The sequence below is a fragment of the Cellvibrio polysaccharolyticus genome (genome assembly GCF_015182315.1).
GTDB classification, from domain to species: Bacteria; Pseudomonadota; Gammaproteobacteria; order Pseudomonadales; family Cellvibrionaceae; genus Cellvibrio; species Cellvibrio polysaccharolyticus.
Map to the genome: position 1 here is coordinate 4,056,937 of NZ_PRDL01000001.1, position 21,384 is coordinate 4,078,320.

21 protein-coding genes are annotated in these 21,384 nt (G+C 54.8%); 10 read left to right on the forward strand and 11 right to left on the reverse strand.

From position 1 onward, the window contains the following. The first annotated feature begins 67 nt into the window (after positions 1 to 67). The 4 genes from C4F51_RS17115 (at position 68) to C4F51_RS17130 (ending at position 1,482) form a co-directional block, all read left to right on the forward strand. Entirely contained in the window at positions 68 to 334 is a 267-nt protein-coding gene (locus C4F51_RS17115) for a type B 50S ribosomal protein L31 (RefSeq protein WP_193911895.1), read from the forward strand. 5 nt (positions 335 to 339) lie between these two features. After that, the gene (gene ykgO / locus C4F51_RS17120) at positions 340 to 468 is read left to right on the forward strand and encodes a type B 50S ribosomal protein L36 (protein WP_193911896.1); all 129 of its coding nucleotides are present in this window, start codon (positions 340 to 342) and stop codon (positions 466 to 468) included. Positions 469 to 954: 486 nt separating this feature from the next. Continuing rightward, complete coding sequence (locus tag C4F51_RS17125) at positions 955 to 1,224, forward strand: type II toxin-antitoxin system Phd/YefM family antitoxin (protein WP_193911898.1); 270 nt, start codon at positions 955 to 957, stop codon at positions 1,222 to 1,224. Then, complete coding sequence (locus tag C4F51_RS17130) at positions 1,225 to 1,482, forward strand: type II toxin-antitoxin system RelE/ParE family toxin (protein WP_193911900.1); 258 nt, start codon at positions 1,225 to 1,227, stop codon at positions 1,480 to 1,482. Positions 1,483 to 1,521: 39 nt separating this feature from the next. Here C4F51_RS17130 and C4F51_RS17135 read toward each other — a convergent pair whose 3' ends face one another. The 4 genes from C4F51_RS17135 to C4F51_RS17150 form a co-directional block, all read right to left on the reverse strand. Further along, a complete protein-coding gene (locus tag C4F51_RS17135; protein ID WP_193911902.1) occupies positions 1,522 to 2,769 on the reverse strand; it encodes a dicarboxylate/amino acid:cation symporter in 1,248 nt (415 codons plus the stop codon). A gap of 534 nt (positions 2,770 to 3,303) precedes the next feature. Then, a complete protein-coding gene (locus C4F51_RS17140) occupies positions 3,304 to 4,560 on the reverse strand; it encodes a 3-phosphoshikimate 1-carboxyvinyltransferase (RefSeq protein WP_193911904.1) in 1,257 nt (418 codons plus the stop codon). Positions 4,561 to 4,868: 308 nt separating this feature from the next. Then, positions 4,869 to 7,262: a penicillin-binding protein 1C gene (gene pbpC / locus C4F51_RS17145; RefSeq protein WP_235992359.1), complete on the reverse strand. Its 2,394-nt coding sequence runs from the start codon at positions 7,260 to 7,262 to the stop codon at positions 4,869 to 4,871. Positions 7,263 to 7,344: 82 nt separating this feature from the next. Beyond that, positions 7,345 to 9,108, reverse strand: a complete 1,764-nt coding sequence (locus C4F51_RS17150) for a DUF4153 domain-containing protein (protein WP_193911907.1) — start codon at positions 9,106 to 9,108, stop codon at positions 7,345 to 7,347. Positions 9,109 to 9,492: 384 nt separating this feature from the next. Here C4F51_RS17150 and C4F51_RS17155 point away from each other — a divergent pair, with 384 nt between their 5' ends. Continuing rightward, a complete protein-coding gene (locus C4F51_RS17155) occupies positions 9,493 to 10,926 on the forward strand; it encodes a phospholipid carrier-dependent glycosyltransferase (RefSeq protein WP_235992360.1) in 1,434 nt (477 codons plus the stop codon). A gap of 4 nt (positions 10,927 to 10,930) precedes the next feature. Then, positions 10,931 to 11,491, forward strand: coding sequence for a PA14 domain-containing protein (locus C4F51_RS17160; RefSeq protein WP_193911911.1), 561 nt, complete (start codon positions 10,931 to 10,933; stop codon positions 11,489 to 11,491). Positions 11,492 to 11,776: 285 nt separating this feature from the next. Here the strand turns inward: C4F51_RS17160 and C4F51_RS17165 are convergent, their stop codons facing one another. The 5 genes from C4F51_RS17165 to nudE form a co-directional block, all read right to left on the reverse strand. Then, on the reverse strand, positions 11,777 to 12,742 hold the full coding sequence (locus C4F51_RS17165; protein WP_193911913.1) for a GGDEF domain-containing protein: 966 nt from the start codon (positions 12,740 to 12,742) through the stop codon (positions 11,777 to 11,779). Continuing rightward, on the reverse strand, positions 12,729 to 13,547 hold the full coding sequence (locus C4F51_RS17170; protein ID WP_328701413.1) for an alpha/beta fold hydrolase: 819 nt from the start codon (positions 13,545 to 13,547) through the stop codon (positions 12,729 to 12,731). Before C4F51_RS17170 ends, C4F51_RS17165 begins: the two co-directional genes overlap by 14 nt. Positions 13,548 to 13,981: 434 nt before the next feature. Continuing rightward, a complete protein-coding gene (locus C4F51_RS17175; RefSeq protein WP_193911917.1) occupies positions 13,982 to 14,197 on the reverse strand; it encodes a hypothetical protein in 216 nt (71 codons plus the stop codon). Positions 14,198 to 14,360: 163 nt separating this feature from the next. Further along, positions 14,361 to 15,275: a 3'(2'),5'-bisphosphate nucleotidase CysQ gene (gene cysQ, locus C4F51_RS17180; protein ID WP_235992361.1), complete on the reverse strand. Its 915-nt coding sequence runs from the start codon at positions 15,273 to 15,275 to the stop codon at positions 14,361 to 14,363. Then, positions 15,268 to 15,816, reverse strand: a complete 549-nt coding sequence (gene nudE / locus C4F51_RS17185) for an ADP compounds hydrolase NudE (protein ID WP_193911919.1) — start codon at positions 15,814 to 15,816, stop codon at positions 15,268 to 15,270. Before nudE ends, cysQ begins: the two co-directional genes overlap by 8 nt. Before the next feature lie 36 nt (positions 15,817 to 15,852). Between nudE and yrfG the strand changes: the two genes are divergently transcribed. The 3 genes from yrfG (at position 15,853) to hslO (ending at position 17,988) form a co-directional block, all read left to right on the forward strand. Further along, the gene (yrfG, locus tag C4F51_RS17190) at positions 15,853 to 16,521 is read left to right on the forward strand and encodes a GMP/IMP nucleotidase (RefSeq protein ID WP_193911921.1); all 669 of its coding nucleotides are present in this window, start codon (positions 15,853 to 15,855) and stop codon (positions 16,519 to 16,521) included. A gap of 44 nt (positions 16,522 to 16,565) precedes the next feature. Beyond that, complete coding sequence (locus C4F51_RS17195; RefSeq protein WP_193912654.1) at positions 16,566 to 16,955, forward strand: RNA-binding S4 domain-containing protein; 390 nt, start codon at positions 16,566 to 16,568, stop codon at positions 16,953 to 16,955. 133 nt (positions 16,956 to 17,088) lie between these two features. Then, positions 17,089 to 17,988 carry an Hsp33 family molecular chaperone HslO gene (gene hslO, locus C4F51_RS17200; protein ID WP_193911923.1) on the forward strand — a complete coding sequence of 300 codons (900 nt, stop codon included), beginning with the start codon at positions 17,089 to 17,091 and terminating at the stop codon, positions 17,986 to 17,988. Here hslO and C4F51_RS17205 read toward each other — a convergent pair. Beyond that, positions 17,931 to 19,178, reverse strand: a complete 1,248-nt coding sequence (locus C4F51_RS17205) for an MFS transporter (protein ID WP_193911925.1) — start codon at positions 19,176 to 19,178, stop codon at positions 17,931 to 17,933. The two genes, hslO and C4F51_RS17205, sit on opposite strands and share 58 nt — an antisense overlap. A 110-nt stretch (positions 19,179 to 19,288) precedes the next feature. On the opposite strand from C4F51_RS17205, the gene C4F51_RS17210 reads away from it, so the two are divergent. After that, the gene (locus tag C4F51_RS17210) at positions 19,289 to 19,885 is read left to right on the forward strand and encodes a TetR/AcrR family transcriptional regulator (protein WP_193911927.1); all 597 of its coding nucleotides are present in this window, start codon (positions 19,289 to 19,291) and stop codon (positions 19,883 to 19,885) included. Between the two features lie 96 nt (positions 19,886 to 19,981). Here the strand turns inward: C4F51_RS17210 and dbpA are convergent, their stop codons facing one another. After that, entirely contained in the window at positions 19,982 to 21,370 is a 1,389-nt protein-coding gene (gene dbpA / locus C4F51_RS17215) for an ATP-dependent RNA helicase DbpA (protein WP_407926938.1), read from the reverse strand. Positions 21,371 to 21,384 lie beyond the last annotated feature (14 nt).

Below are 21,384 nucleotides of genomic sequence, written 5' to 3' on the forward strand. Positions count from 1 at the left end.
CTTTACTTTACGTGAAAAAAAGCGTTCAATTATTGTTATATTATAACGTATCTATTGAGGAGTTTTTATGCAAAAGTCTATTCACCCCAATTATCACCCGGTGGTTTTCCGCGATGTGAGTTGCGGATTCACCTTTTTGACCCGCTCTACCTGTACGTCCAATCAGACAATCGAGTGGGAAGATGGCAATACTTATCCGCTGATTACGTTGGATATTTCCAGTGCTTCACACCCGGTATATACCGGTGCTCGTCAACAACAGAAAGCAGAAGGCCGTATTGCACGCTTTAACAGTCGCTTCAAACGTAGCAACACTGCTGCCCCGCAGGAGTAATCGCGATGCAGGTACTCGGTTCATTAAAGTCCGCCAAGCTACGGCATAAGGATTGTCAGGTAGTGAAGCGCCGTGGGCGGTTGTATGTGATTTGCAAGACCAACCCGCGGTTTAAGGCGAGGCAGGGGCGGTAGGTTGTTCGGTGCTTGGCTGCGAGTAATACAGCTACCAGGAACACGCCGTGAACCCCTCCATGGGGGCTCGACTGCCGCATCCCTGCGGCAGACGGTTCCCGGTAGCTGTATTACTCACATCCCTTTGACACTGAGGTTTTGTTTGGCAAAAAGCGGTCAGGATTTCTTCCTTTGTAATCCGGCCAGTTTTCCCTCGTCCCCGAAATAAATCTCCGATCTTTCGGGAGAGAGGCATTGTTTCCTTGAGAACCGTCTGCCGCAGGGATGCGGCAGTCGAGCCCCCATGGAGGGGTTTACGGCGTGTTCTTAAGGAAACAATGCCTCTTTTCCCCAGCTCTGCTCCTATCGTTTAAATCACAACCCCCAGGAAGCTTTAGCCGTGAGATACCGGTACCAAGGGTCCCGACTTGCCTCATCTCACCTCACACCTTGACCGCACCTTTAAACAGGTGCTATTAATGGCTCCGTTAATAGTGAGGCGTTAAAATGCAAACCAAATTCTCTGAAGATGTTATTCCTCTATCTGACCTGAAGATCAATCCTGGCAAAGTGGTGGGTCGTACGAATGACACACATCGGCCCATTCTCCTGACCAGCCGGGGCAGAGGCGTTGCGGTAGTGCAAGGTCTTGAAGATTATGAAAAAACTGCTGAAGAACTGCGCTTCGTCAAGGCGGTAGCTCAAGGACTGGCTGATGTCCGCGAAGGCGATACTGTCACCCTGGACGAGGCCAGAAAAATACTCGGTGTGATGTAGGTGAAGCTTGTCATCGCGCGATCTGCGTTAAACGATCTTCAGAACATTAAGGCTTACTACCTCGAACAGGGCGTTCCGAACATCGGTCAGCAGTTTGTGAGCACTATTCTGGAAAAAGTGCAGAGACTGATTGATCATCCTGACTCCGGCAGGAAGGTTCCGGAGCTTGATCAAGAGCAGATTCGGGAACTCATTTACCCGCCGTTCCGCATTGTTTACATGCGGCATACTTCTACCATCAGTTTGGTGCGGGTTTGACGTAGCGAAAGATTACTGCAACTTTCCGGGGACTGAACATCAACCCTGCCCTCGAGCCTCCGCATCATTGACAATTTTTTCCACCACCAGGCTGCCGACAATATCGCCCTCGACATTTACCGAGGTGCGAATCGTATCCAGCAAACGATCCACCGGTAGCAAGATGGCAATGGCCTCCGCCGGTAATCCTACTGCCTGCAACACCATCACCATGGTCACCATACCGGCACTGGGAATACCTGGCGCACCCACCGAGGCGATCATCGCCATAAAGAACACCACCAGTTGCTGGGCAAGATTCAACTCAATACCCACCAGATTGGCGACAAACAGCGCCGCTGCTGCCTCATAAAGCACCGTGCCATCCATATTCACCGTGGTGCCAAGGGGAATGACAAACCCCGCAACATCGCGGCGCACTCCCAGATTATCCTGCACACAGCGCAGCGTAATCGGCATGGTGGCGGTGCTGGAGCTGGTGGCGAAGGCGGTTACCAATGCCTCTTTGGAGCCGCGCCACAACCACAAGGGAGAACGGCGGGTAAAAGCGTAAAGAATGCCCGGCAATACCACGGCGCCGTGAAACAGCGTAATGCCAAAAATCAGCGCAATAAAAGTGAGCATGGTGGTGAATAACGCCGCATCCTGCTCTGCTACCAGTTTGATGAGCAGCGCCATGATGCCAAGCGGTGCCAGATACATAATCCAGCCGATAATACGCAACATCAGATCCAGCGCTTCCTGGAAAAACTGGCGAATGGTGCGGTAACTTTCCCCGCCCATCACCAACGCTACCCCGAGAAACAACGCAAACACCACCACCGCCAGCACACTGCCATTGGCAAAGGCGGCGAAGGGGTTTTGAAAGAGGGTGGTGATAAAGTGCAGGAAGAACTCCGGCAACGTCAGCTGTTTGCCTTCAAACTCATTCATGGCATCCGCAAACAGCGACAGCGACATGCCCTTACCCGGCTCGAAATAATTGGTCACCGCCAGCGCCAGCAAACTCGCCAGGGCTAATGTAGAAATAAAATAAATCATCGTGCTAACCCACACACGATGCACTTGGCGGTGTGCCTGTAAATTCGCCACCCCCACGGTGATGGAAGCAAAAATCAGCGGCACCAGCACCATTTTCAGCAGGCTGATAAACACACCGCCTACCATCGCACTGGCGTAGAGCGTGCCTTCGCGCAGTGATGCGTCTTCCGGCAAATAACCGATTAACCAGCCCACTACTACGCCAACGATGGCAGCAATCAGAATTTGTTGGTTAATACCGGGCATAGCTTTTCCTTAGTCAATATGACGCGCGAGACTGGTGAAATTTGCGCACTTGCTGATAACCCGACAGTGGTTATTACACAGGTTGGCGATGCGGCCAGACAAAGAGCCGGCGGTTAACGCACTACAAGGCGAAACCTACCGGAGGAATCAAGATTCATACCAGAGAGCATAGTCCCCGGTTTTGGTGAGGGCGGGCAAGCAATTAACGCCCTCCCTTCTCGAAGGTTTCCACAGATTTTAGAGTTCGAATCGAGGTGCAAGACGAGGTTTTCATCAGGGTATTGATTGCAAAACCGTCGAATCACTCGCCACTTCCCTGTGGCTCGCCCTTCGGGCGGCTCCGTTGTGTTCGTTGGCAGTCCTGCCAACAAATCAGGGATGACTCGATGGAGCTACAGGGATGTATTTATGCGTTTTTGGAATCAATACCCTGATGAAAGCCGGACAGACGGAGAACGACCGCCATGTAAGAGAAAACAAGGACGTCCGAATCATTCAATCGCAGGAGTCCATTGCCCCTTGCAATCCGGTCTTTTATTGCTCGGTAAAAGTCACACCCAATGACGCCAGTGCTTTCCAGTAACCGGGATAGGTTTTGCCAACACACAGCGGGTTTTCGATAGCGATACCGGCGATTTTCAAACCGGCTAGCGCAAAGCTCATCGCCATGCGGTGGTCAGCAAAAGTGTCGATAGAACATGACACAGTTGTACCGGCCAGTGACGGATCAGCGTGCACCACCAGATCATCACCTTCTTCCACCGCAAGCCCAGGTTTGATGGCATTCAAACCCAGCGCCAAGGCGTGGGTACGGTCGCACTCTTTTACGCGCAAGTTGGCAATACCGACAAAGCGCACCGGCGTGTTGTTAAAGGCAGCCAGCACCGCGATGGTGGGGATAGCATCCTGCATTTGCGAACCGTCAATCACCGCCGGCAAATTGGGGAATTGGGAAATCACATCGTAAGCGCGGGCATCGGGCTGGGAAAACTGCTCGGTAGGCACGCCCAGATCAATACGGCCACCAGTCAGTACTTCAGCCGCCCATAAATAGGTAGCAGCCGAGGCATCCGGCTCAATCAGGAAATCGGTGGCTTTGTAGCCGGTTGGCAACACGCGCCATACCGACGGGCTGACCCGCTCAACCTGCGCACCGAAAGCTTCCATGGCAGCAATGGTGAGATCAATGTAACCACGCGCGCCAATATCTTCACCGGCCAGCACGATATCCACCGGCTGATCGGCACAGGCAGCGGCCATCTGCAAGGCAGACACATACTGACTCGACAGGCCGGCATCAATGGTCACTTTATAAGCTGTAAACCCTTTACCGCCGTTCACGGTAACGGGCGGGCAAGCGGTGGGTGCATCGGCATCCACACCCAGTTGGTGCAGTGCTTTTACCAGCGGCTGAATCGGGCGCTTGCGCATATGTTCGTCGCCATCCACCACCACGGTGCCATCAACAAAGGCGACCGCTGCGGTCAGAAAGCGGGTTGCCGTACCGGCATTGCCGAGAAACAAAGGCTGCGCCGGTGCTTGCAGCTTGCCCTGACCATGCACCACAAAGGTTGTATCGTCCGGCTCATCCACCTGCACGCCCATCGCCCGCAGCGCTTCGGCCATATAGCGGGTGTCGTCACTTTTCAGGGCGCCGGTCAAACGGCTGATGCCTTTGGCGAGACCGGCCAGCAGCAGCACACGGTTGGTGATGGATTTGGAGCCCGGCGGCTGAACCTTGCCAACCAGAGCTTTGTTGGGCGGGGTGATGGTCAGGGTGTTGAGTGTCATGCTGTCATTCTCATTGGATAAGGCGCGACTCAGTGTTGAGCCACACGCCGAAGGCCGGATTGCCATTTGTTGCTACAGGCAATAACGTCGCCCCCGGTTCAGGCCCGCCATTGTCCGGAAACTGCTGCACAATTTCCAGTCTGATACTGCGGAAATTGGCACAAGCGAGTTTGACGTCAGGGCAATTGTTCCAAAACCGTTAGTCAGGGGCGCCCGGCGAGGGATGACTCGTCGGAGCTACAGGGATCCTATTCATGCGTTTTTGGAACAATTGCCCTGATGGCAAACGGACAGGCAAACTACCGCTTTTAACTATCAGGCTCCCCTTCCCCCAACACTCGAAACCAGCGCACCAGCGTATAACCTTGCTGATCGACCAGCACCAGTTTATGCCAGCCCGGTTCCAGTGCCACGCTTTGCTCGTGGAACAGCCGGGTTTCACCCAGAAAGCGGTCATCAATATGCCAGAAAAGCACCGCATCACTGCGGCGGTGTACCGCCTGTAATAGCGCTCGCGAGCGGCGGCCGTCGATATCCACCGGAATATAAAGGCGACTCCCCTCGTGGGGATACAACAACTCCATAGGCTGGTCATTGTCCAGCTCGCTGCTGTCGGCAAGACAGTCCTTTCGCCAGGGCGGCAGCGGTTTGTAGTCGCTGCGGTATTGCTTGCGGAAAAATTCCTGCGCAGGGGGCAATACAAACCAGTCTGCCGCTTGCATGCTGGCCACGGCTTCGCAACGGCTGTGCACCCGGTATTGGCCGCTGACATCGAGGTGAACGCGGCGATGGTAAGGCGTAACTGTTTGGAAATGGCTCTCTACCGGGATCGACATATTGATAGCTTCGCATTGCCCACCGGCTAGATAGCCGTCATCGCGACATACGCGGATGGTTTTCAGGGCATGATCCGGGCGGGCAAACCAGGCTGATGGCCCGAGCACATCAAAAATATCAAACAGAATCGGCGCCGCCGTGCTCTGCCCGCTGAGCAATGGCGCTGGTTCGCCACCGGCATTGCCAGCCCATACGCCCACGGTATAACGGCTGTTACTGCCAATCGCCCAGGCATCACGCAATCCGAAGCTGGTGCCGGTTTTCCAGGCGATGGTCTGACTGCCGGAAAAGTCCCGCCATAAAGCATCGGCACCCGGCCGAACCACTTCGATCATCGCCTGCAAGGTGAGCCAGGCAGCACCTTGCCCCAACACCGGCAACTTTTGCGGCCCGGTCTCACCCACCAGCAAACGCGGTTGCAGCGGTTGCTCGCGACCACTGCCATCACGCGCAGCGGCGGTCAGCCGGGCGTACATAGCAGTCATTTCCCACAGCGTGCCCTCGGCACCGCCAAGTACCAGTGTCAGGCCGTAGTCATCGGCGGGGCGAAACAGCGTGGTCATTCCCAACGCCTGCAATTGATGCTGAAAACGGCCAATGCCGTACTCCTGTAACAAGCGCACCGCCGGAATATTCAGCGACCAGGCAAGTGCCTGATGGGCCGGCACCGCGCCGCGATAATCGCGGTGATAGTTTTGCGGGCTGTAGCTGCCGAAACGGGAAGGAATATCCGGGATCAACCGCGTCGGGGTCAGCTCGCCTTCCTGCAACATCAACCCGTACAGAAAAGGTTTCAGCAAACTGCCGGTAGAACGCGGCCGCTGGATAATATCCACACCCGGCGAATACGCCGCACGTTGCTGCCAGGCCTGGTTGCCAATATACGCACGGGCTTCCATGGTGCGATGATCCAGCACCAGAATGGCGAGATTATGCACCCCTTCGTTGGCGAGCAGGCGACCATGCCGCCCGGCAATGGCGGCGACTCTGTTTTGCAGCACGGCATCAATAGTCGAGTGATAAACCGCCTCGTCGGGGGCGCGACTGCTCAGGGTATCCAGCAGATGGTTGGCAACCGCAGGCAGGGCTTGCGGACGCTCCGGCAAAGGCTCCAGCAAAGCCAGTTGCAAATCGCGTTCGCCGAAATACCCTGCCTGTTGCAACCGGGTTAGCAGACGATCGCGCTTTTGCTGCAAGCGATCCCGCTGGCGGCCCGGATGAATCAGCCCGGGGCTGTTGGGTAACACCGCCAGCAATGCTGCCTCGGCCCACGACAAGTGCTCGGGGGCGCGGCCGAAATAACGCCAGGATGCCGCCTGCAAACCGACAATATTGCCCCCGAAAGGCGCATGAGCGGCGTAATGCACCAGCAGCTCATCTTTGCTGAATCGCCATTCCAGTTGCAGCGCCCGCCAGGCTTCGATGCCTTTACTGGCAAAGGAGCGCGGCGGCTGGGCATCCTGTTGTAACAGGTAATCCTGCTGCCGCAGCAACCGCGCCAGCTGCATAGTGAGGGTGCTGCCGCCGCTGGTTACGCGGCGGTGAGACAGGTTGCGCCAGGTAGCACGGGCAATGGCAAAAGGATCGATGCCGGGGTGCTGATAAAAGCGGCGATCTTCAAATAGCAACAAGGCTTGCCGGTAGCGCTCCGGCACCTGTTGGGGTGGCGCAAATCGCCATTGCTGGTCGGCGGCAATGCGCGCGCCCAGTAATTGGCCGTCGCGGGACAGCAGCATGCTGGCGTAGGGCTGTTGCTGCAGAGAAACCGGTAACGGCCACCACTGCAACCACGCCAATGCCGCGCCGATCGCCAGGGCAATCGCCAGCAACCCGGTATGTTGACGCCTGCGTTTAGTGTTCAGCAAAAGTGCCACAACCCATAGCAACAGTGACCATCACCCTAAAAGTCCATTATTCATTCCGGTTACTCGTCACCCACTTTTGTTGTCAGGGCGTTGGCTCTGCGGGTTCAGCAACGAGCTCGCTCGGCCAATTACTATCGGTTTGCAGAATACGCTGACCAATTTTCAATAGCGGCCACTGCGGCTTGAGCAGGACTACGCCCGTCTCATCATCCGCTGCTGATTCATCCCGCTGTTGAAAACGGTATTGCTGCACCTGCCAGCTATCGCCAGAGCGATAAAACACAGCGGTTTCCCGCCAGTCTTCTTTGGCCCTCGCGTCCAGCACGTAATCATCTTCGCCATCACCATTCACATCCATTTGGTGCAGGAAGGCGCCCTTGAATTGCGTCTGGCGCAATACGCCGATGTTCAGCCAATCACCAATCGCGGCTTTCAGCCCCTCCGGTAGCGGTGCTTCCGGTTGCTGCTGCAAGCTGGCAAAAAAGGCATCACTGACCACCGCTTTCAGAGCCGGGTCAAATTCACCCTCGCTGTAAAGGCGGTCAATCCGCATCGCGATATCCGCCTGGTCTTCACGCAGCGACGCCTTGAAGGTCATCAGCGCGTCGTAACCGGGTTTTTCCAGCGAGTAGCGGAAATAATAAAAATCAGCCTCATCCAGTTTTTGCTCCCCGCTTTGTAAACGGGCCAGCTGGCTGTCGGCAGAAATTTTGCGAAAATCCAGCAACGGCGAGTTGATCAACAGCATCGCCGCCAGAACCACCCAGGCCAGCGCCTGGTTAACCGGTGCCAGCGCTTGCAAATAGCGCTCGCGGTAACGCAACAACAGCAAGCAATAAGCCACTGAGAAAACCGTCAGCAGCAACCAGATTAACGCGCCGGTACAACGCGCCAGGCTCCAGCCGTACTGATCTACCCGCAGCCATAAACCGTAAGAGGCAATGACACTGTAAACCGGTAGCGACAATACGCCCAGCGCCACCAGCCAATGCAACCACACCGGATATACAGGCCTGGCATCCTGTTCACGATAAACCGCGTTAACGAACAACAGCAAAAAGGCCTGCATCCATAAAATCAGCGTACTGCCGCGCCCGGTTTCCCACAGCACGCCCAGACCGGTAAAGGGCAGCGACACCAGAAACAGCAAGGCGATAACCACCAGCAATACCAGCAAAAACCGGATCATGGATTGCTGCAAGCCGATCACAGTATCGATGAAGTGCACATGCTCGCGAAACATCACCACGCCAAACCCCAGCGCCATTGACAGGATGGGGTAATAAAACCAGCGGGCGGTAAACAGCTCATGAAAAAAATCGACCTGAATCAAACGGAACAAACCGGCCCACAACATCAGCAGCGACCACACCGCCAACATAAACAGCAGCGACCAGGCCAGCGTGAGCGCATTGCGCCACGACAAGGTACAGAGTTTGTCAGAAAGATTTTCTGCGCTTCGGGTGTGGCGTTGAATCAACAGCAAGGCAATAAATGCTGCCACCGCCAGCGAAAAGGTCATGGAAAAATGCAGCTCTGCGTGCGAAGAGTCGGTGCCGGGTAAAATCTGGCTGCCGGTATAAAAACCGGCTAAACCCGCTAACAGCGAAAAGCCGGCAATCCAGCTCACCACCGCTTTGGTGTTGCTGCCCGACAAAGACAACAGCAACAACACCGGGCCAATCGCCGTCAATGCGTACAAGCCGGTCAACCAGGCGAAATCATTGCCCGGCCAGAAATTCAGCAATCGGGATTCATGCAAAATCAGTAGCGCCAGCCCCTGTAATAAAGCGATCAACAGCAAAACCGATTTGCCCGTCTTTTTCTGCATCGCATCTACCGTCATTTATTCTGCTCCTGTACGGCGCTGTTGACCGTTTTGCTGTCCGGTTACCCGATATCCCGGAGGATGTGGGCAATGTCATTTTTTGGTAAAAAATTGTGCTCACTATTTGCCTGACCTGGCATAACAGGGCAAGATTGGCAGCTGCCATCTCCCTGCCACTCCAACACCATAATCCGTGCAGGATGAGATCCATCGGCCTGGCTTTTCTACTTTGCCCGAATTGCGCCTTAATTTCGTGTGCGCATGATGCAATTTTTGCAACCCGGTTAAAAGTCAGGAAGTTCTCCACCAGCCGTTTCCATTGCCAGAATGTAAAACGAGAAGAGCATGCTTAACCTGATCAAAAAACACGCAAAGCACCTGTTCCCTGCGGGACTCCTGCTGATGGCCTTATTGACCTACGGCGTTAATTACGGCTACCCCAATTCCCTGTTCTGGGACGAGAACTATCACATCGCCTCGGCACAAAAACATATTGACGGCGTGATGTACATGGAGCCGCACCCACCGCTGGGCAAAATGTTGATGGCGCTCGGTGAAACGGTTTTCAACTCCAACGATGGTCTGAATAAAGCTGCCTTCAATAACACCGATTACATTACCGGTAACGACATTCCGGCGGGCTTCAGTTTTTACGGGTTCCGCTTTGCCTCGGTGATTATGATGGCCTTCGCGGTGCTGTTTATGTACGGCATTTTGCACCGCATTATCGGCCACCGTTTTATTGCAGCGGCGTTCAGCACCCTGGTAATTTTTGATAATGCGCTGGTGGTACATTCGCGCTCGGCAATGCTGGAAGGCATCCAGTTATTTTTTATTCTCGCATCGCTCTACTATTTCACACGGGTAACAACCTCCGGCAAACCGATACGGTTAGGCCATTACGCCTGGCTGGGGGTTTTGATTGGTTTGACTATCGCCGTAAAAGTGAACGGTGCCATTTTATTATTATTGATGGTGATGCTGTTCGGTGTCGATCAATGGCACAACATTAAAAGCTGGAACCTTGTCGCGCTGCTTAAACGGCTGGTGCAAACCGTACCTAGCGGCACCCTGCCGGTGGTTGGTGTTTTTCTTGCGGTGTTTTATTTTCATATCGGTTTTGGTTCGGAAATTGTTAACAACCGTACTTACAAAGCCTCGCCGGAATATCTGGAGTTGATCCGTAAAGGTGAAACCTTTTCCTTAACCGCGTTCCGTACCGGCATGAAAGACCACTGGCGCTACATGTCGGAATACGCCGATGGCGTACCGCGGCTGGACGTGTGCAAACCGGGTGAAAACGGCAGCCACGTAACCGGCTGGCCATTAAGTGCCAAAACCATCAGCTACCGCTGGGGCAAAGACACTTATGACGGCGTGGTAAAAACCAATTACACCTATTTGATTGGCAACCCGATTGTATGGTTCTCGGCACTGGCGGGCATTGTGTTATCGCTCGGGCTTATCATCAGCCGCTTTGTTTACGGCAACCCGGAAAAAGACCGCTCACTGTTTTTATGGATTTGCGGGTTTACATCGCTCTATGTGATTTACATGCTCACCATGCTGCAAATTGAACGGGTGATGTATCTGTACCATTACCTGATACCACTGATCTTTGCCGTGATTAATCTTTCGCTGGTTTTCAGTTATATATATCGCGATGAAATTTTGCAAAACAACAAACACACGCTGATCAATGCCGGCGCTTTTGCAGTGCTGGTGTTCGCGGTATTTGCGTTCTTTTCACCGTTCACTTACAGCATTCCGATCAGTGCCGATCAATTTGAAATGCGCGAATGGTTCAAGTTCTGGCGACTGGAAGTGGTGAGATAAAACAATGACTGCCTATCTGAATAAAAACACCTTGCTGTCGGTATTGATGGCGCTTGTCACCCTGCTGATTATTTACCGCATTACGCCGGTTACGGTTGATCCGGTGCTGGAGCTGGTGATCAGCAAAAACCGCGTTGGTATCAACAGCATTAACCAGCAACGCGACATCACTAACACTCAAAAAGTGATGGTCGATATTTTAAATATCGCCGAGCAAAACCGCTTCAAACATCCGAAACTGGGTGAGCTGGGTTACGGCACGGATTTTTTTGTCGATGTAGAAACGACCTTCACCGTTAAAAAAGCCGGCAGCTACCATTTTCTGGTGGGCAGCGATGACGGTTTCAAGCTGATTATTAACGACCGACCGCTATGCCAGTTTCCCGGTAGCCGACCACTCGCCGTACAAACCTGCGCGATTGACCTCACCGAAGGCGAACATGTATTCAAGCTGTCTTACTATCAGGGCTTCGGCAATGCCGGCCTGAAAGTGGAATATCGTCTGGCGGGTAATAATTCCCGTTACTGGGTTGGCCAGAACTCTTCTTTCCTGCGCTTTCATTAACGCCATCCCGACCACAAATCGCGTTAATTATTAAAAGCGATGGAACCGCTGAAAAACTGGAAGCCATCTCAAAAATCAGCTGGCGAGATTCAGGCAAGGCAAAAGGTTGATGAGGAGCGGAGTTTACTTAAGTAAATGAGCACCGGAGTCAGCTTTTTACCAAAAGTAGGCGCTTGGAAGCGACATAGCATGAAGCCGTTAGATGATTTTTGAGATGGCTTCTACCTGCACTGACGACCTCGACAATGTTTTTCAGCGGTTCCCTGGGCTTTTAGACTGATGTGCTTATCGATAGCAGACGCTGCGATTGCGTCCTTCGGCTTTTGCCTGGTACAGTGCCGCGTCTGCCTCTGTGAGCAGCTGTGCAAGGTAATGTTCCGCCGTTTGCCCCTGATGCGATTGGGTAGTAAAGCCAATGCTGACGGTTATCTGGCGACCCTCCAGGCGGATTTGCGCAACCTGTTCATGGACGCGCCGGGCGATGCATGTGGCGGCATCGCTATCCGAGAGTGGCGACCAGATGGCAAATTCTTCGCCGCCATAACGCACGACGGTATCCTGAGTGCGCACGCTTTTCAGCAGTTGTTTGGCCAATTCGGTCAGTACACGATCTCCTTCGTTATGGCCGAAGTTATCGTTGATCTTCTTGAAGAAGTCGACGTCGATCAGCAGCAGGCTACCCAATGCCTGGGCGCTACTCGCGCCGACCCACTGTTCGACCTGCTGGGAAAGCGCCCGTCGGTTGCCCAAGGCCGTGAGCGGGTCGGTATGGCTGAGTTGGGCAAACTGCTCAGCCTCACTCCTGATCTCGACGGCATATTCGGTCAATTGAGCGTTGGCGTGCTGCAGCGCCAGGTTAGCCTTGGCCAGTTGTGCAGCAGTTTCCTGAGCCTGGCTGCGTGCCTTGAGCAGCTCGGCTTCGAAACGCTGGCGATCCTTGGCGACGAAAAACAACCAGAGTACTTCGCGCTCGCCATCGGCCTCGCTGATGCGAGCGTTCGCCATTACAGGTATGTGCTGTTCGTCGGCGGCCAGTAACTGCAGGTAGAGCTCGTTGAATTCGCCATTCTTGAGCAGCATGGGCCAGGCGTGAGTTTGCAGGAAAATGCGGCTGGCAGGTGGAAAGTAGTGATTCATGTCCTCGGCCACTGCAGCGCCGGCCAACTTCTTGAAGTCGAGATTGGAGTGCTTCACATAGCCATTGCAGTCGGTGACCAGAATCGGGCAGGGCAGACGCTCAAGGTAGAACATGATGCAGGTATCTTCGCATGGCGGCTGCGACCAGCTCGGGGTGGCTCATGTGCGCGCAGTGGCCATTGACGTCGAGTACTTCCAGGGTACTGTCATGCAGCATCATGTGCAGGTAGTCGGCCACCGTGGTCGGCACCAGGGCATCGCGGCTGTGCTGCAGGATCAGGCTGGGCGTCGGACAACGCGTCAATTCGTTACGGATGTCGGAGAAGAAGGTGGCTTCGGCGAACAGCCTTGCCATCAAGGGATCGGTTGAGCAGAAACTGTCGGACAGTTGCGTGGTGATTTGCCCATCTGACCCCATGCCCGATACCAGTGGCGCAAAATAATGCGCCCAGCCAAGATGGTTATGCGCCATCAGTTCCAGCAGCGCTTCCAGATCACTGCGTTGAAAACCGCCATGGTAAGCAGGTGGATCATTGAGAAAGCAAGGTGACGGGCCAATCAGTATCAGGCGCGAGAATAGCTCCGGGCGCTGTATGGCGGCGAGGATGCCGATGCTGCAACTGACCGAGTGGCCGACGAAGATCACCTCCCGAGTAAGGTCGAGGATATCGCAAACCTCGAGCAGATCCTGGGCGTAGCCGTCGAGTGAGCGGTAACGAGTGGCCTCGAAGGCGCTGGCGTCTGAGCGGCCACTGCCTACGTAATCGAACAGCACTTGCCGGTAAAGGCCGGAAAATGCGGGAGTCAGCAGGCCCCACATCTCCTGGTTACAGCCGAAACCGTGCGCGTACACCATTACAGGGGCGTCTGGATCTGCGGGTAGTAATTGCTGCACATGATTGCGCTGGATAATATTCACACGGAGCCTCGCCAGGCGGCAAAGCTGATAAGTATAAGACTCCGTCGTCAGGCATGGATGGAAAGTTGGCGTCAGTATAATGTTTTTGTCTGGCGCGGGAAGGCCAGGTGCCATTACTCGCGTTATATAGCTCTTGGGAACCTTTGAAAAACTACCTGCGTTGCCATCACAGCGTCGCCCCAGGCGCCTACCTCTAATAAAAACAGGCTCGTGTACGAGTCCAATCAAAATGCGCATTGACTAGGTGTAAAATCGGCTTTTGTGCTTCTCGGCTTTAACAAGTCGCCTGTTTTTTTTGCCTCGCCTAAAGCGCCTACGGTTGGTGCGCGCTCGACCTCGATAACGTTTTTCAGAGGTTCCCTATAAAAAACGCCGGACACCTTCCCAGGTAGCCGGCGTTTTTTATCTGAATGCGAAGCTGTCTTCAGAAGACACTAGAGCGCTGGAGGCAACTTATCCAGCATTGATTGTCGTGCCTGAATCAATTCTTTATAAACCTGTATCATCCCGAAATTTACGCCGGCAGGATCAACTTCCAAACCGACTTGCTGACGCTGGTACTCGATGATTTCGGCGATGAGCTTTTCGCGCACCGGCTCAATTCGCACCAGATTTACGCCTACACCCACGCCTTTGGTATGCCTTGCCATTGTCCGGCTCCTGTCAAATGATTGCGATAAAAGTATCGAATGCACCAATCATGCGATCTGAAGCATAGCCTGGGAATGTCAAAATCCGGGCGATGAAAGCGTTATGTCGTTTTTTTTACTGTGTTTTGTGACCTGTACGGCTCAATCCGGCTCATTAAGCGAATCAGTCGTTGTAGGCGCTCGCCACCGGAATGGTCTGCAACAACGCAGACCAGTCAAAATGGCGATCCGCCACCGCATAAAAAAACGGGTTTAATAAAGATTCACGGTTGTTGTAAGCGAGCGGCTGCCATTCGCCCAAATGCATCGCAACGGCTTCAACAATTGCCCCGCCTGCTGCTTCAAGCACCGCCTGGGAAGCGGCGGTATCCCATTCGGAGGTCAAACCGTGGCGCGGATATAAATCTGCCCGGCCTTCCGCCAGCCAGCAAAATTTCAGCGAGCTGCCGGCATGCTCTACGTTTACACCGGCCGGCCATTGCGCTTCTATCGGTTCAATGATCGGCTGCAAATCGGCACGCTCATGACGGTGGCTGGCCAGCAGCGCCAAGGGTAATTGCGCGGCGTTCGGCCCGGTAAGCGAGCGCCCGTGAATCACCACGGGCGAAGAATCGCCGTCTATTTTCAGCGCCACCACCTGATTTTCATCAGGCAAATTAATCGCCGCATAAGTGACCTTATGCACCGGCACATGCACCACCCCCAGCACCGGTTTGCCGTCTTCTATCAGGGCGATATTGACGGTGAACTCACCGTTGCGGGTGATAAATTCACGGGTGCCGTCGAGCGGGTCAATCAGCCAGTAGCGCCGCCATTGCAGCCGCTCGGCCAGCGCGGGAATTTCCCCTTCTTCGGAAATCAGCGGGATGGCGAGAATGCCTGGCAACGCATCGGCCAGACAATGGTGCGCGGCTATGTCAGCGGCGGTGACCGGTGAGTCATCACTTTTAAAGGCGATGTCAGCATCGGTCATGGTCTGGTAAACCTCAAGAATGCGGTCACCGGCTTCGCGGGCGAGTGCCACCAGCGCCATCAGCAAGAACTCATCGCGAAAGCGGTAATCCATCGTTTCAGCCATGATGCTTCAACCACTCCTGCGCTAATAACAACGCGGCAAGGGTGCGGCCTTCACAGACATCGTCGCGCTGTAACAGCCCGCTCACATCTGCCAGCGGCCAGGATTCCACCTCGATCGGTTCCGGCTCATCGCCTTCCAACCGCTCCGGGTAGAGATCCCTTGCCAGCACGATGTTGATGCCGTGTTCCATGTAAGCCGGTGACAGGTGGACTTTTTTCAGGAATACCAGCTCGCGGGCGCCGTAGCCGATTTCTTCTTTCAATTCCCGGTTGGCGGCATCCATCAGGGTTTCGCCCTGGTCTATCGCGCCCTTGGGAAAAGCAAGGTGATAATCTTCAATGCCGGCGGCGTATTCGCGCACCAGCAACAGCGTGTCTTTGTCCAGCAAAGGCACGACCAGCACCGCGCCAGGCCCACCGGTACAGAGTTTTTCGTAGATACGCTCTTCGCCATTGGCAAAGCGCAAATGCAATTCGTCGGCCCGGAACAGACGGCTGCGCGCTACGGTCTTACGCTTTAATATCTCCGGTTTAACCGGCATACTGCTCCCCCTTTTGACATCCTGACTTATTCGCCCATGATCAACTGGAACGCCATAGATACAGTGTTACTGGATATGGATGGTACCTTGCTGGACCTCCATTTCGATAATTATTTCTGGCTTACGCACTTGCCGGATCGCTACGCCGCCATCCATCAACTGGATGCCGAAGTCGCCAAAAATCGCCTGCATGAACAGATTCGCGCGCTCGAAGGCACGCTGAACTGGTATTGCCTGGATTACTGGTCTGACACGCTGCAAGTGGATATCCCCGCCCTGAAGGCCGAAATCAGCGACAAAATTCAAATTCGCCCGCACGTAGAGCTGTTCCTCGACCGCCTGCGCGCAGCCGGCAAAGCCTGCGTGCTCATCACTAACGCCCATCCTGACAGCCTTTCATTAAAGCTGAAAGTGACCGGCATTGGCGCCCGGCTGGATAAGGTAATTTCTTCCCATGAGTTGAAATATCCCAAGGAGGCCCAACCTTTCTGGCAGGCGTTGCAGCAAAAGCTGCACTTTGATCCGGCGCGTACTTTGTTTATTGATGACACAGTGCGTATTCTCGCCGCGGCGCAAACCTTCGGGATCGCCCACCTGTTGTGCATTCATCAACCGGACAGCCAACAGCCCCGAACCATTGAAGGTTTCCCGGCGATTGACCATTTTGATGAGATCATGCCGGCTATTTACCAAAGACCCGATTAAATTCCGTTATGCGTACACAATCTGATAACCGCACGCCTCCCGAATTGGCCAAAGTCCGTATCGACAAATGGCTATGGGCAGCGCGTTTTTTTAAAACCCGCAGTCTGGCCAAACAGGCGGTGGAAGGCGGCAAAGTGCAATGCGATGGCCAACGTGTAAAAGCCAGCAAAGACGTGATGGTTGGACAGATGCTGACCATTCGCCAGGAACACGATGACAAGACAGTGGCGATTACCGCCCTGTCCGAACAGCGGCGCGGCGCACCGGAAGCGGCCTTGTTGTACGAGGAAACGGAAGAAAGCCTGACGCTACGGGAAAAACGCGCTGAAGAGCGCAAAGCCGGCTACGCCAACTACATCATCAGCGACCACCGCCCGAACAAAAAAGAGCGCCGCCAGATACACCGTTTTCAACGGGATGCGCAGGACGACTGACGCTTGCGCAGTCACCCTGACGACCTCGCAGGCGTTACGGCCTGTACCTGACTGCTTTTATTGAGTTCTTTATTTAACCAGCTTTGCGACGGGCAACTGCGCCGTCCATCATCCTGTGATAACCGGAAACCCTATGGCCAGCAACGATTTACTGCATCGTTTTATTTTCGACCACTGCGACGTTCGCGGTGAAATTGTCACCCTTACCGACAGCTACCGCGAGGTGCTGGCCAACAACCCTTACCCGGCTGCGGTACAAGGATTGCTGGGCGAATTTCTGGCGGCGGTCAGCCTGCTGTCCAACACCCTGAAATTTGACGGCACTATTATTCTGCAAGCACGTGGCGAAGGTGCGGTTTCCACCATCATGGCGGAATGCTCCAACCACAAACAGCTGCGCGCTATTGTGCGTTTGAATGAACAGCAACCGCTGGATGCCGACATTACCGGCAACCTGAGCGACTTGCTGGGCAAGGGCGTACTGTTTATTACTATCGAACCGAAGCGCGCCGACAATTTTCAGGGCAAGCTGGAGCGCTATCAGGGCATAGTGCCAATGGATTCCGACACCCTGGCCGGTTGTCTGGAACATTACTTTCAGCAATCCGAACAATTGGCCACCCGCCTGTGGTTTGCCACGGATAACAGACATGCCAGTGGCCTGATGATTCAGGCGTTACCACAGCAATTGCATACCAACCCGGAAGACAACCGCGCTCATTGGGAAACCATCACGACGCTGGCGGCAACCACGACTCCGGAAGAACTGCGCGAACTGGAGCATACCGAATTACTCTACCGTTTGTTCCACGAGGAATCAGTACGGGTGTTCGACCCCGAAGCGCTGCAATTTTCCTGCAGCTGCTCGCGAGAACGCAGCGCCGGCGCACTAATCGCGCTGGGCAAGGAAGAAGTAGAAGCCCTGCTGATTGAACAGGGCACCATCAATATTGACTGCCAGTTCTGCAACCAGCACTACGAATTCAATTCAGCCGACGTGCGCGAATTGCTCGGTGGTGATGTGTTGCATTGATTGGCCAGGGTAGCGGCGATATGGCGCGAGCCAAAAACAGCTGCGAATAGCACCACGACAGCCGCTACCAGCGCCACCACAAAACCGGCCTTTGCGCCTTGCCAATCCACCATCTGACCGGCGCTTACCGCGCCGGCTGCGATGCCAACATTAAGACCGCTGATTAACCAGGTCAGCCCTTCGGTAAGGCGCTCTGACGGTACACTTTGTTCAATCAGCGCCATGCAAACAATCATGGTGGGGGCGAAGAACAAACCGGAAATGAACATCACCAGCGCCAGTGAAGCAATATTGCCTACCAGCAACAACGGCAAGGTGCTCAACGCCGTCGCCAACCCGCTCCAGAACAGCAAGCGGGTAAGCGACCACTGCCATTGAATGGCACCGAACAACAACCCTGCCCCGCACGAACCCAGCGCATAAAGCGACAACACAATACTGGCCGCTGCCGGTTTTTCCAGCTCGGCGGCAAAGGCGACGCTGACGATATCAATGGTGCCGACAATGGCTCCCAATGCCAGCATCAACAGCGCCAGCCAGCGTACGGTGGAGAGGCGGATAATCGATTCGCCCCGCCTGCCGTTATTGCTTGCCGGTTGTACCGGCGGCTCGGTGCCACGCTGCATCACCAGCGCGAATACGCCCACCGCCAGTAACAACACCGCCACCAGCGGTCCCGCTTGTGGAAACAGCGCCACACTCAACCCTACCGCCAGCGGCGGGCCGATGATAAAGCACAGCTCATCCACCACCGATTCCATGGCATACGCGGTTTTCAGTTGTGGCGAGCCCCGAAAAATCGCTGTCCAGCGTGCCCGGATCATCGCCGGCATGCTGGGAATAAAACCGGCTAGAAACGCCGCAACAAACAACGTCCAGTTGGGCGCCTGCCAACGGGAACAGGCGAGCAAAACAAGAATGCCGACAACGCTGATAGCAGCGGCAAACGGCAGCACCCGAAACTGACCATAACGGTCCACCAGTCGGGAAATTTGTGGCGCCATCAACGCCGATGTCAGCACAAACACCGCTGCCACACCGCTCGCCAGACCGTAGCTGCCATGCAACTGCGACAGCATGGTGATGATGCCGATGGCGATCATCGCAATCGGCAAACGGGCCACAAAACCAGCCAGGGAAAAGCGCACCGAACCGGGTGCGGCAAATAATTCACGATAGGGATTGGCCAAAAACAGTCTCCAGTCAAAATATAAACATACGCTGCGTATGTTAGATGCATCGTATTGACATACGCAGTGTATGTCAAATAGCATTCCTGGCAACGCGCAGGAGAATTGCCATGACACGCCGCACCCGGGCCGAAATGATCGAAACAACACGCAGTAAATTATTGGCCACCGCTCGCCAGGCGTTTGCCACGCAGGGTTACGCCAATACTTCCATGGACGACTTTACCGCCGCCGCCGGTCTTACTCGCGGCGCGCTCTACCACCACTTCGGTGGCAAAGAAGGCTTGCTCGCGGCGGTGGTAGATCAAATTGACCGGGAAATTGATCTGCGTCTGCAAGCCATCTCCGCCGCTGCCAACAACCCGTGGGAAGGTTTTCGGCAACGCTGCCGTGCTTACCTGGAACTGGCAATCGAACCGGATATTCGCCGCATCGTGTTACAGGATGCCCGCGCCGTATTGGGCGATATTTCCCCCACCGCGCAAGGATATTGCATCGCCTCGATGCAGGAATTATTACAACAGCTGATGGACGACGGCACGGTAGTCGCGGTGGATGCGCAAGCGCTGGCGCAAATGATTTATGGCGTGGTAACCGAAGGGTCTTTCTGGATCGCAGAACACGAAGCCTTGCATGAAACCCGCCTGCAACAGGCGCTGGACGGGCTGGATCTTTTATTGCGAGGCTTGCTGGCACAACCACGCTGAATACGGCTTAACGCGGAAGATCGCCAACCAGCGGTAATAATTGGCGATCTTCCTGACTTTTAAAGCAAGAACTCAATTGCCCAACCGCTGCAACGATTAAAACCGCGCCAGTTTGCGGGCGCGGAACTTGCGGCCTTTGATTTTGCCCTTGTCGAATTGCTGCAACGCGGTGCGGGCCGAGGCATGAGCAACCGCCACATAAGCCGCGTTATCAAAAATATCGATCTTGCCAATATCGCTACCGGGAATACCGGCATCGCGGGTGAGTGCACCGAGAATATCGCCAGCACGCAATTTGTCTTTCTTGCCGCCATCAATATTGATACACACCATATCCGCTTCGCGGTTATAGGCTTTGGTAAACGCCGGCAAGCTTTCGGTGTTGACCGGCGCCTTTAAATAATCTTCCAGACGATTCAACCGACCGGCTTCCTTGGCGGAAAACAGCGTTACGGCAATACCGGCTTCACCGGCGCGACCGGTACGGCCAACGCGGTGCACATGCACTTCCGGGTCGTGGGATGGCTCGCTGTTAATCACCAGATCCAACTCTTTGACATCCAGCCCGCGCGCGGCCACATCGGTAGCAATCAGCACCAGGCAGCTCCGGTTGGCAAAGCGCACCAGCACCCGGTCGCGGTCTTTTTGTTCCAGGTCGCCGTGCAATGCCAGCGCGCTAACGCCCTGATCGTTCAAGTCATCGGCAATCGCCTGGCACTGCTGGCGGGTGTTGCTGAACACCAGCGTCAGCGCCGGGTTGAATTGCCCCAGCACGCGCAACACCGCCTCGCTGCGGCTGATGGCATCCGGCAGTTCGTAAAAATGCTGCACCAGTTGTTGCGGGTGATGCTGCTCTTCCACCGTTACGGTGACCGGCGATTGTTGATAACGGGCACTGATCTTCTGGATGCCATCCGGGTAAGTTGCCGAAAACAGCAGCATTTGGCGGTTGGCAGGACAGGCCGCAAGAATAGTTTCTACGTCATCGGCAAAGCCCATGTCCAGCATGCGGTCGGCTTCGTCCAGCACCAGCTGGTCAACATGTTCAAGGTTGAGGGTTTGTTTTCTGAGGTGGTCAAGCAGACGCCCGGGTGTACCGACAATAATGTGCGCACCGTGCTCCAGCGAGCCGATTTGCGGGCCAATGGAAACGCCGCCGCACAAGGTTAATACTTTGATGTTATGGGTAGCACGCGCCAGCCGGCGAATTTCCCGGGCAACCTGGTCGGCCAGTTCACGCGTAGGGCACAGCACCAGTTTTTGCACACGAAAGCGCTCCACCTGCAAACGCGCCAGCAAACCTATGGCAAAGGCGGCGGTTTTACCGCTGCCGGTTTTGGCTTTGGCGATCAGATCCTGGCCCGCGAGAATCACTGGCAGGCTTTCTGCCTGAACCGGTGTCATTTGCTGGTAGCCGAGGCTGTCGAGGTTGGTTTGCATGGCCGGGTCGAGCGGCAGGGAAGAAAAAGAACGGCTGGTCACAATAAAAACCTGTCTGC

Coding starts and splice junctions, on each gene's coding strand:
- C4F51_RS17115 (WP_193911895.1), top strand. CDS start 68: ATGCAAAAGTCTATTCACCCCAATTATCACCCGGTGGTTTTCCGCGAT.
- ykgO (WP_193911896.1), top strand. CDS start 340: ATGCAGGTACTCGGTTCATTAAAGTCCGCCAAGCTACGGCATAAGGAT.
- C4F51_RS17125 (WP_193911898.1), top strand. CDS start 955: ATGCAAACCAAATTCTCTGAAGATGTTATTCCTCTATCTGACCTGAAG.
- C4F51_RS17135 (WP_193911902.1), bottom strand. CDS start 2,769: ATGCCCGGTATTAACCAACAAATTCTGATTGCTGCCATCGTTGGCGTA.
- C4F51_RS17140 (WP_193911904.1), bottom strand. CDS start 4,560: ATGACACTCAACACCCTGACCATCACCCCGCCCAACAAAGCTCTGGTT.
- C4F51_RS17150 (WP_193911907.1), bottom strand. CDS start 9,108: ATGACGGTAGATGCGATGCAGAAAAAGACGGGCAAATCGGTTTTGCTG.
- C4F51_RS17155 (WP_235992360.1), top strand. CDS start 9,493: ATGGCCTTATTGACCTACGGCGTTAATTACGGCTACCCCAATTCCCTG.
- C4F51_RS17160 (WP_193911911.1), top strand. CDS start 10,931: ATGACTGCCTATCTGAATAAAAACACCTTGCTGTCGGTATTGATGGCG.
- C4F51_RS17165 (WP_193911913.1), bottom strand. CDS start 12,742: ATGTTCTACCTTGAGCGTCTGCCCTGCCCGATTCTGGTCACCGACTGC.
- C4F51_RS17175 (WP_193911917.1), bottom strand. CDS start 14,197: ATGGCAAGGCATACCAAAGGCGTGGGTGTAGGCGTAAATCTGGTGCGA.
- cysQ (WP_235992361.1), bottom strand. CDS start 15,275: ATGGCTGAAACGATGGATTACCGCTTTCGCGATGAGTTCTTGCTGATG.
- nudE (WP_193911919.1), bottom strand. CDS start 15,816: ATGCCGGTTAAACCGGAGATATTAAAGCGTAAGACCGTAGCGCGCAGC.
- yrfG (WP_193911921.1), top strand. CDS start 15,853: ATGATCAACTGGAACGCCATAGATACAGTGTTACTGGATATGGATGGT.
- hslO (WP_193911923.1), top strand. CDS start 17,089: ATGGCCAGCAACGATTTACTGCATCGTTTTATTTTCGACCACTGCGAC.
- C4F51_RS17210 (WP_193911927.1), top strand. CDS start 19,289: ATGACACGCCGCACCCGGGCCGAAATGATCGAAACAACACGCAGTAAA.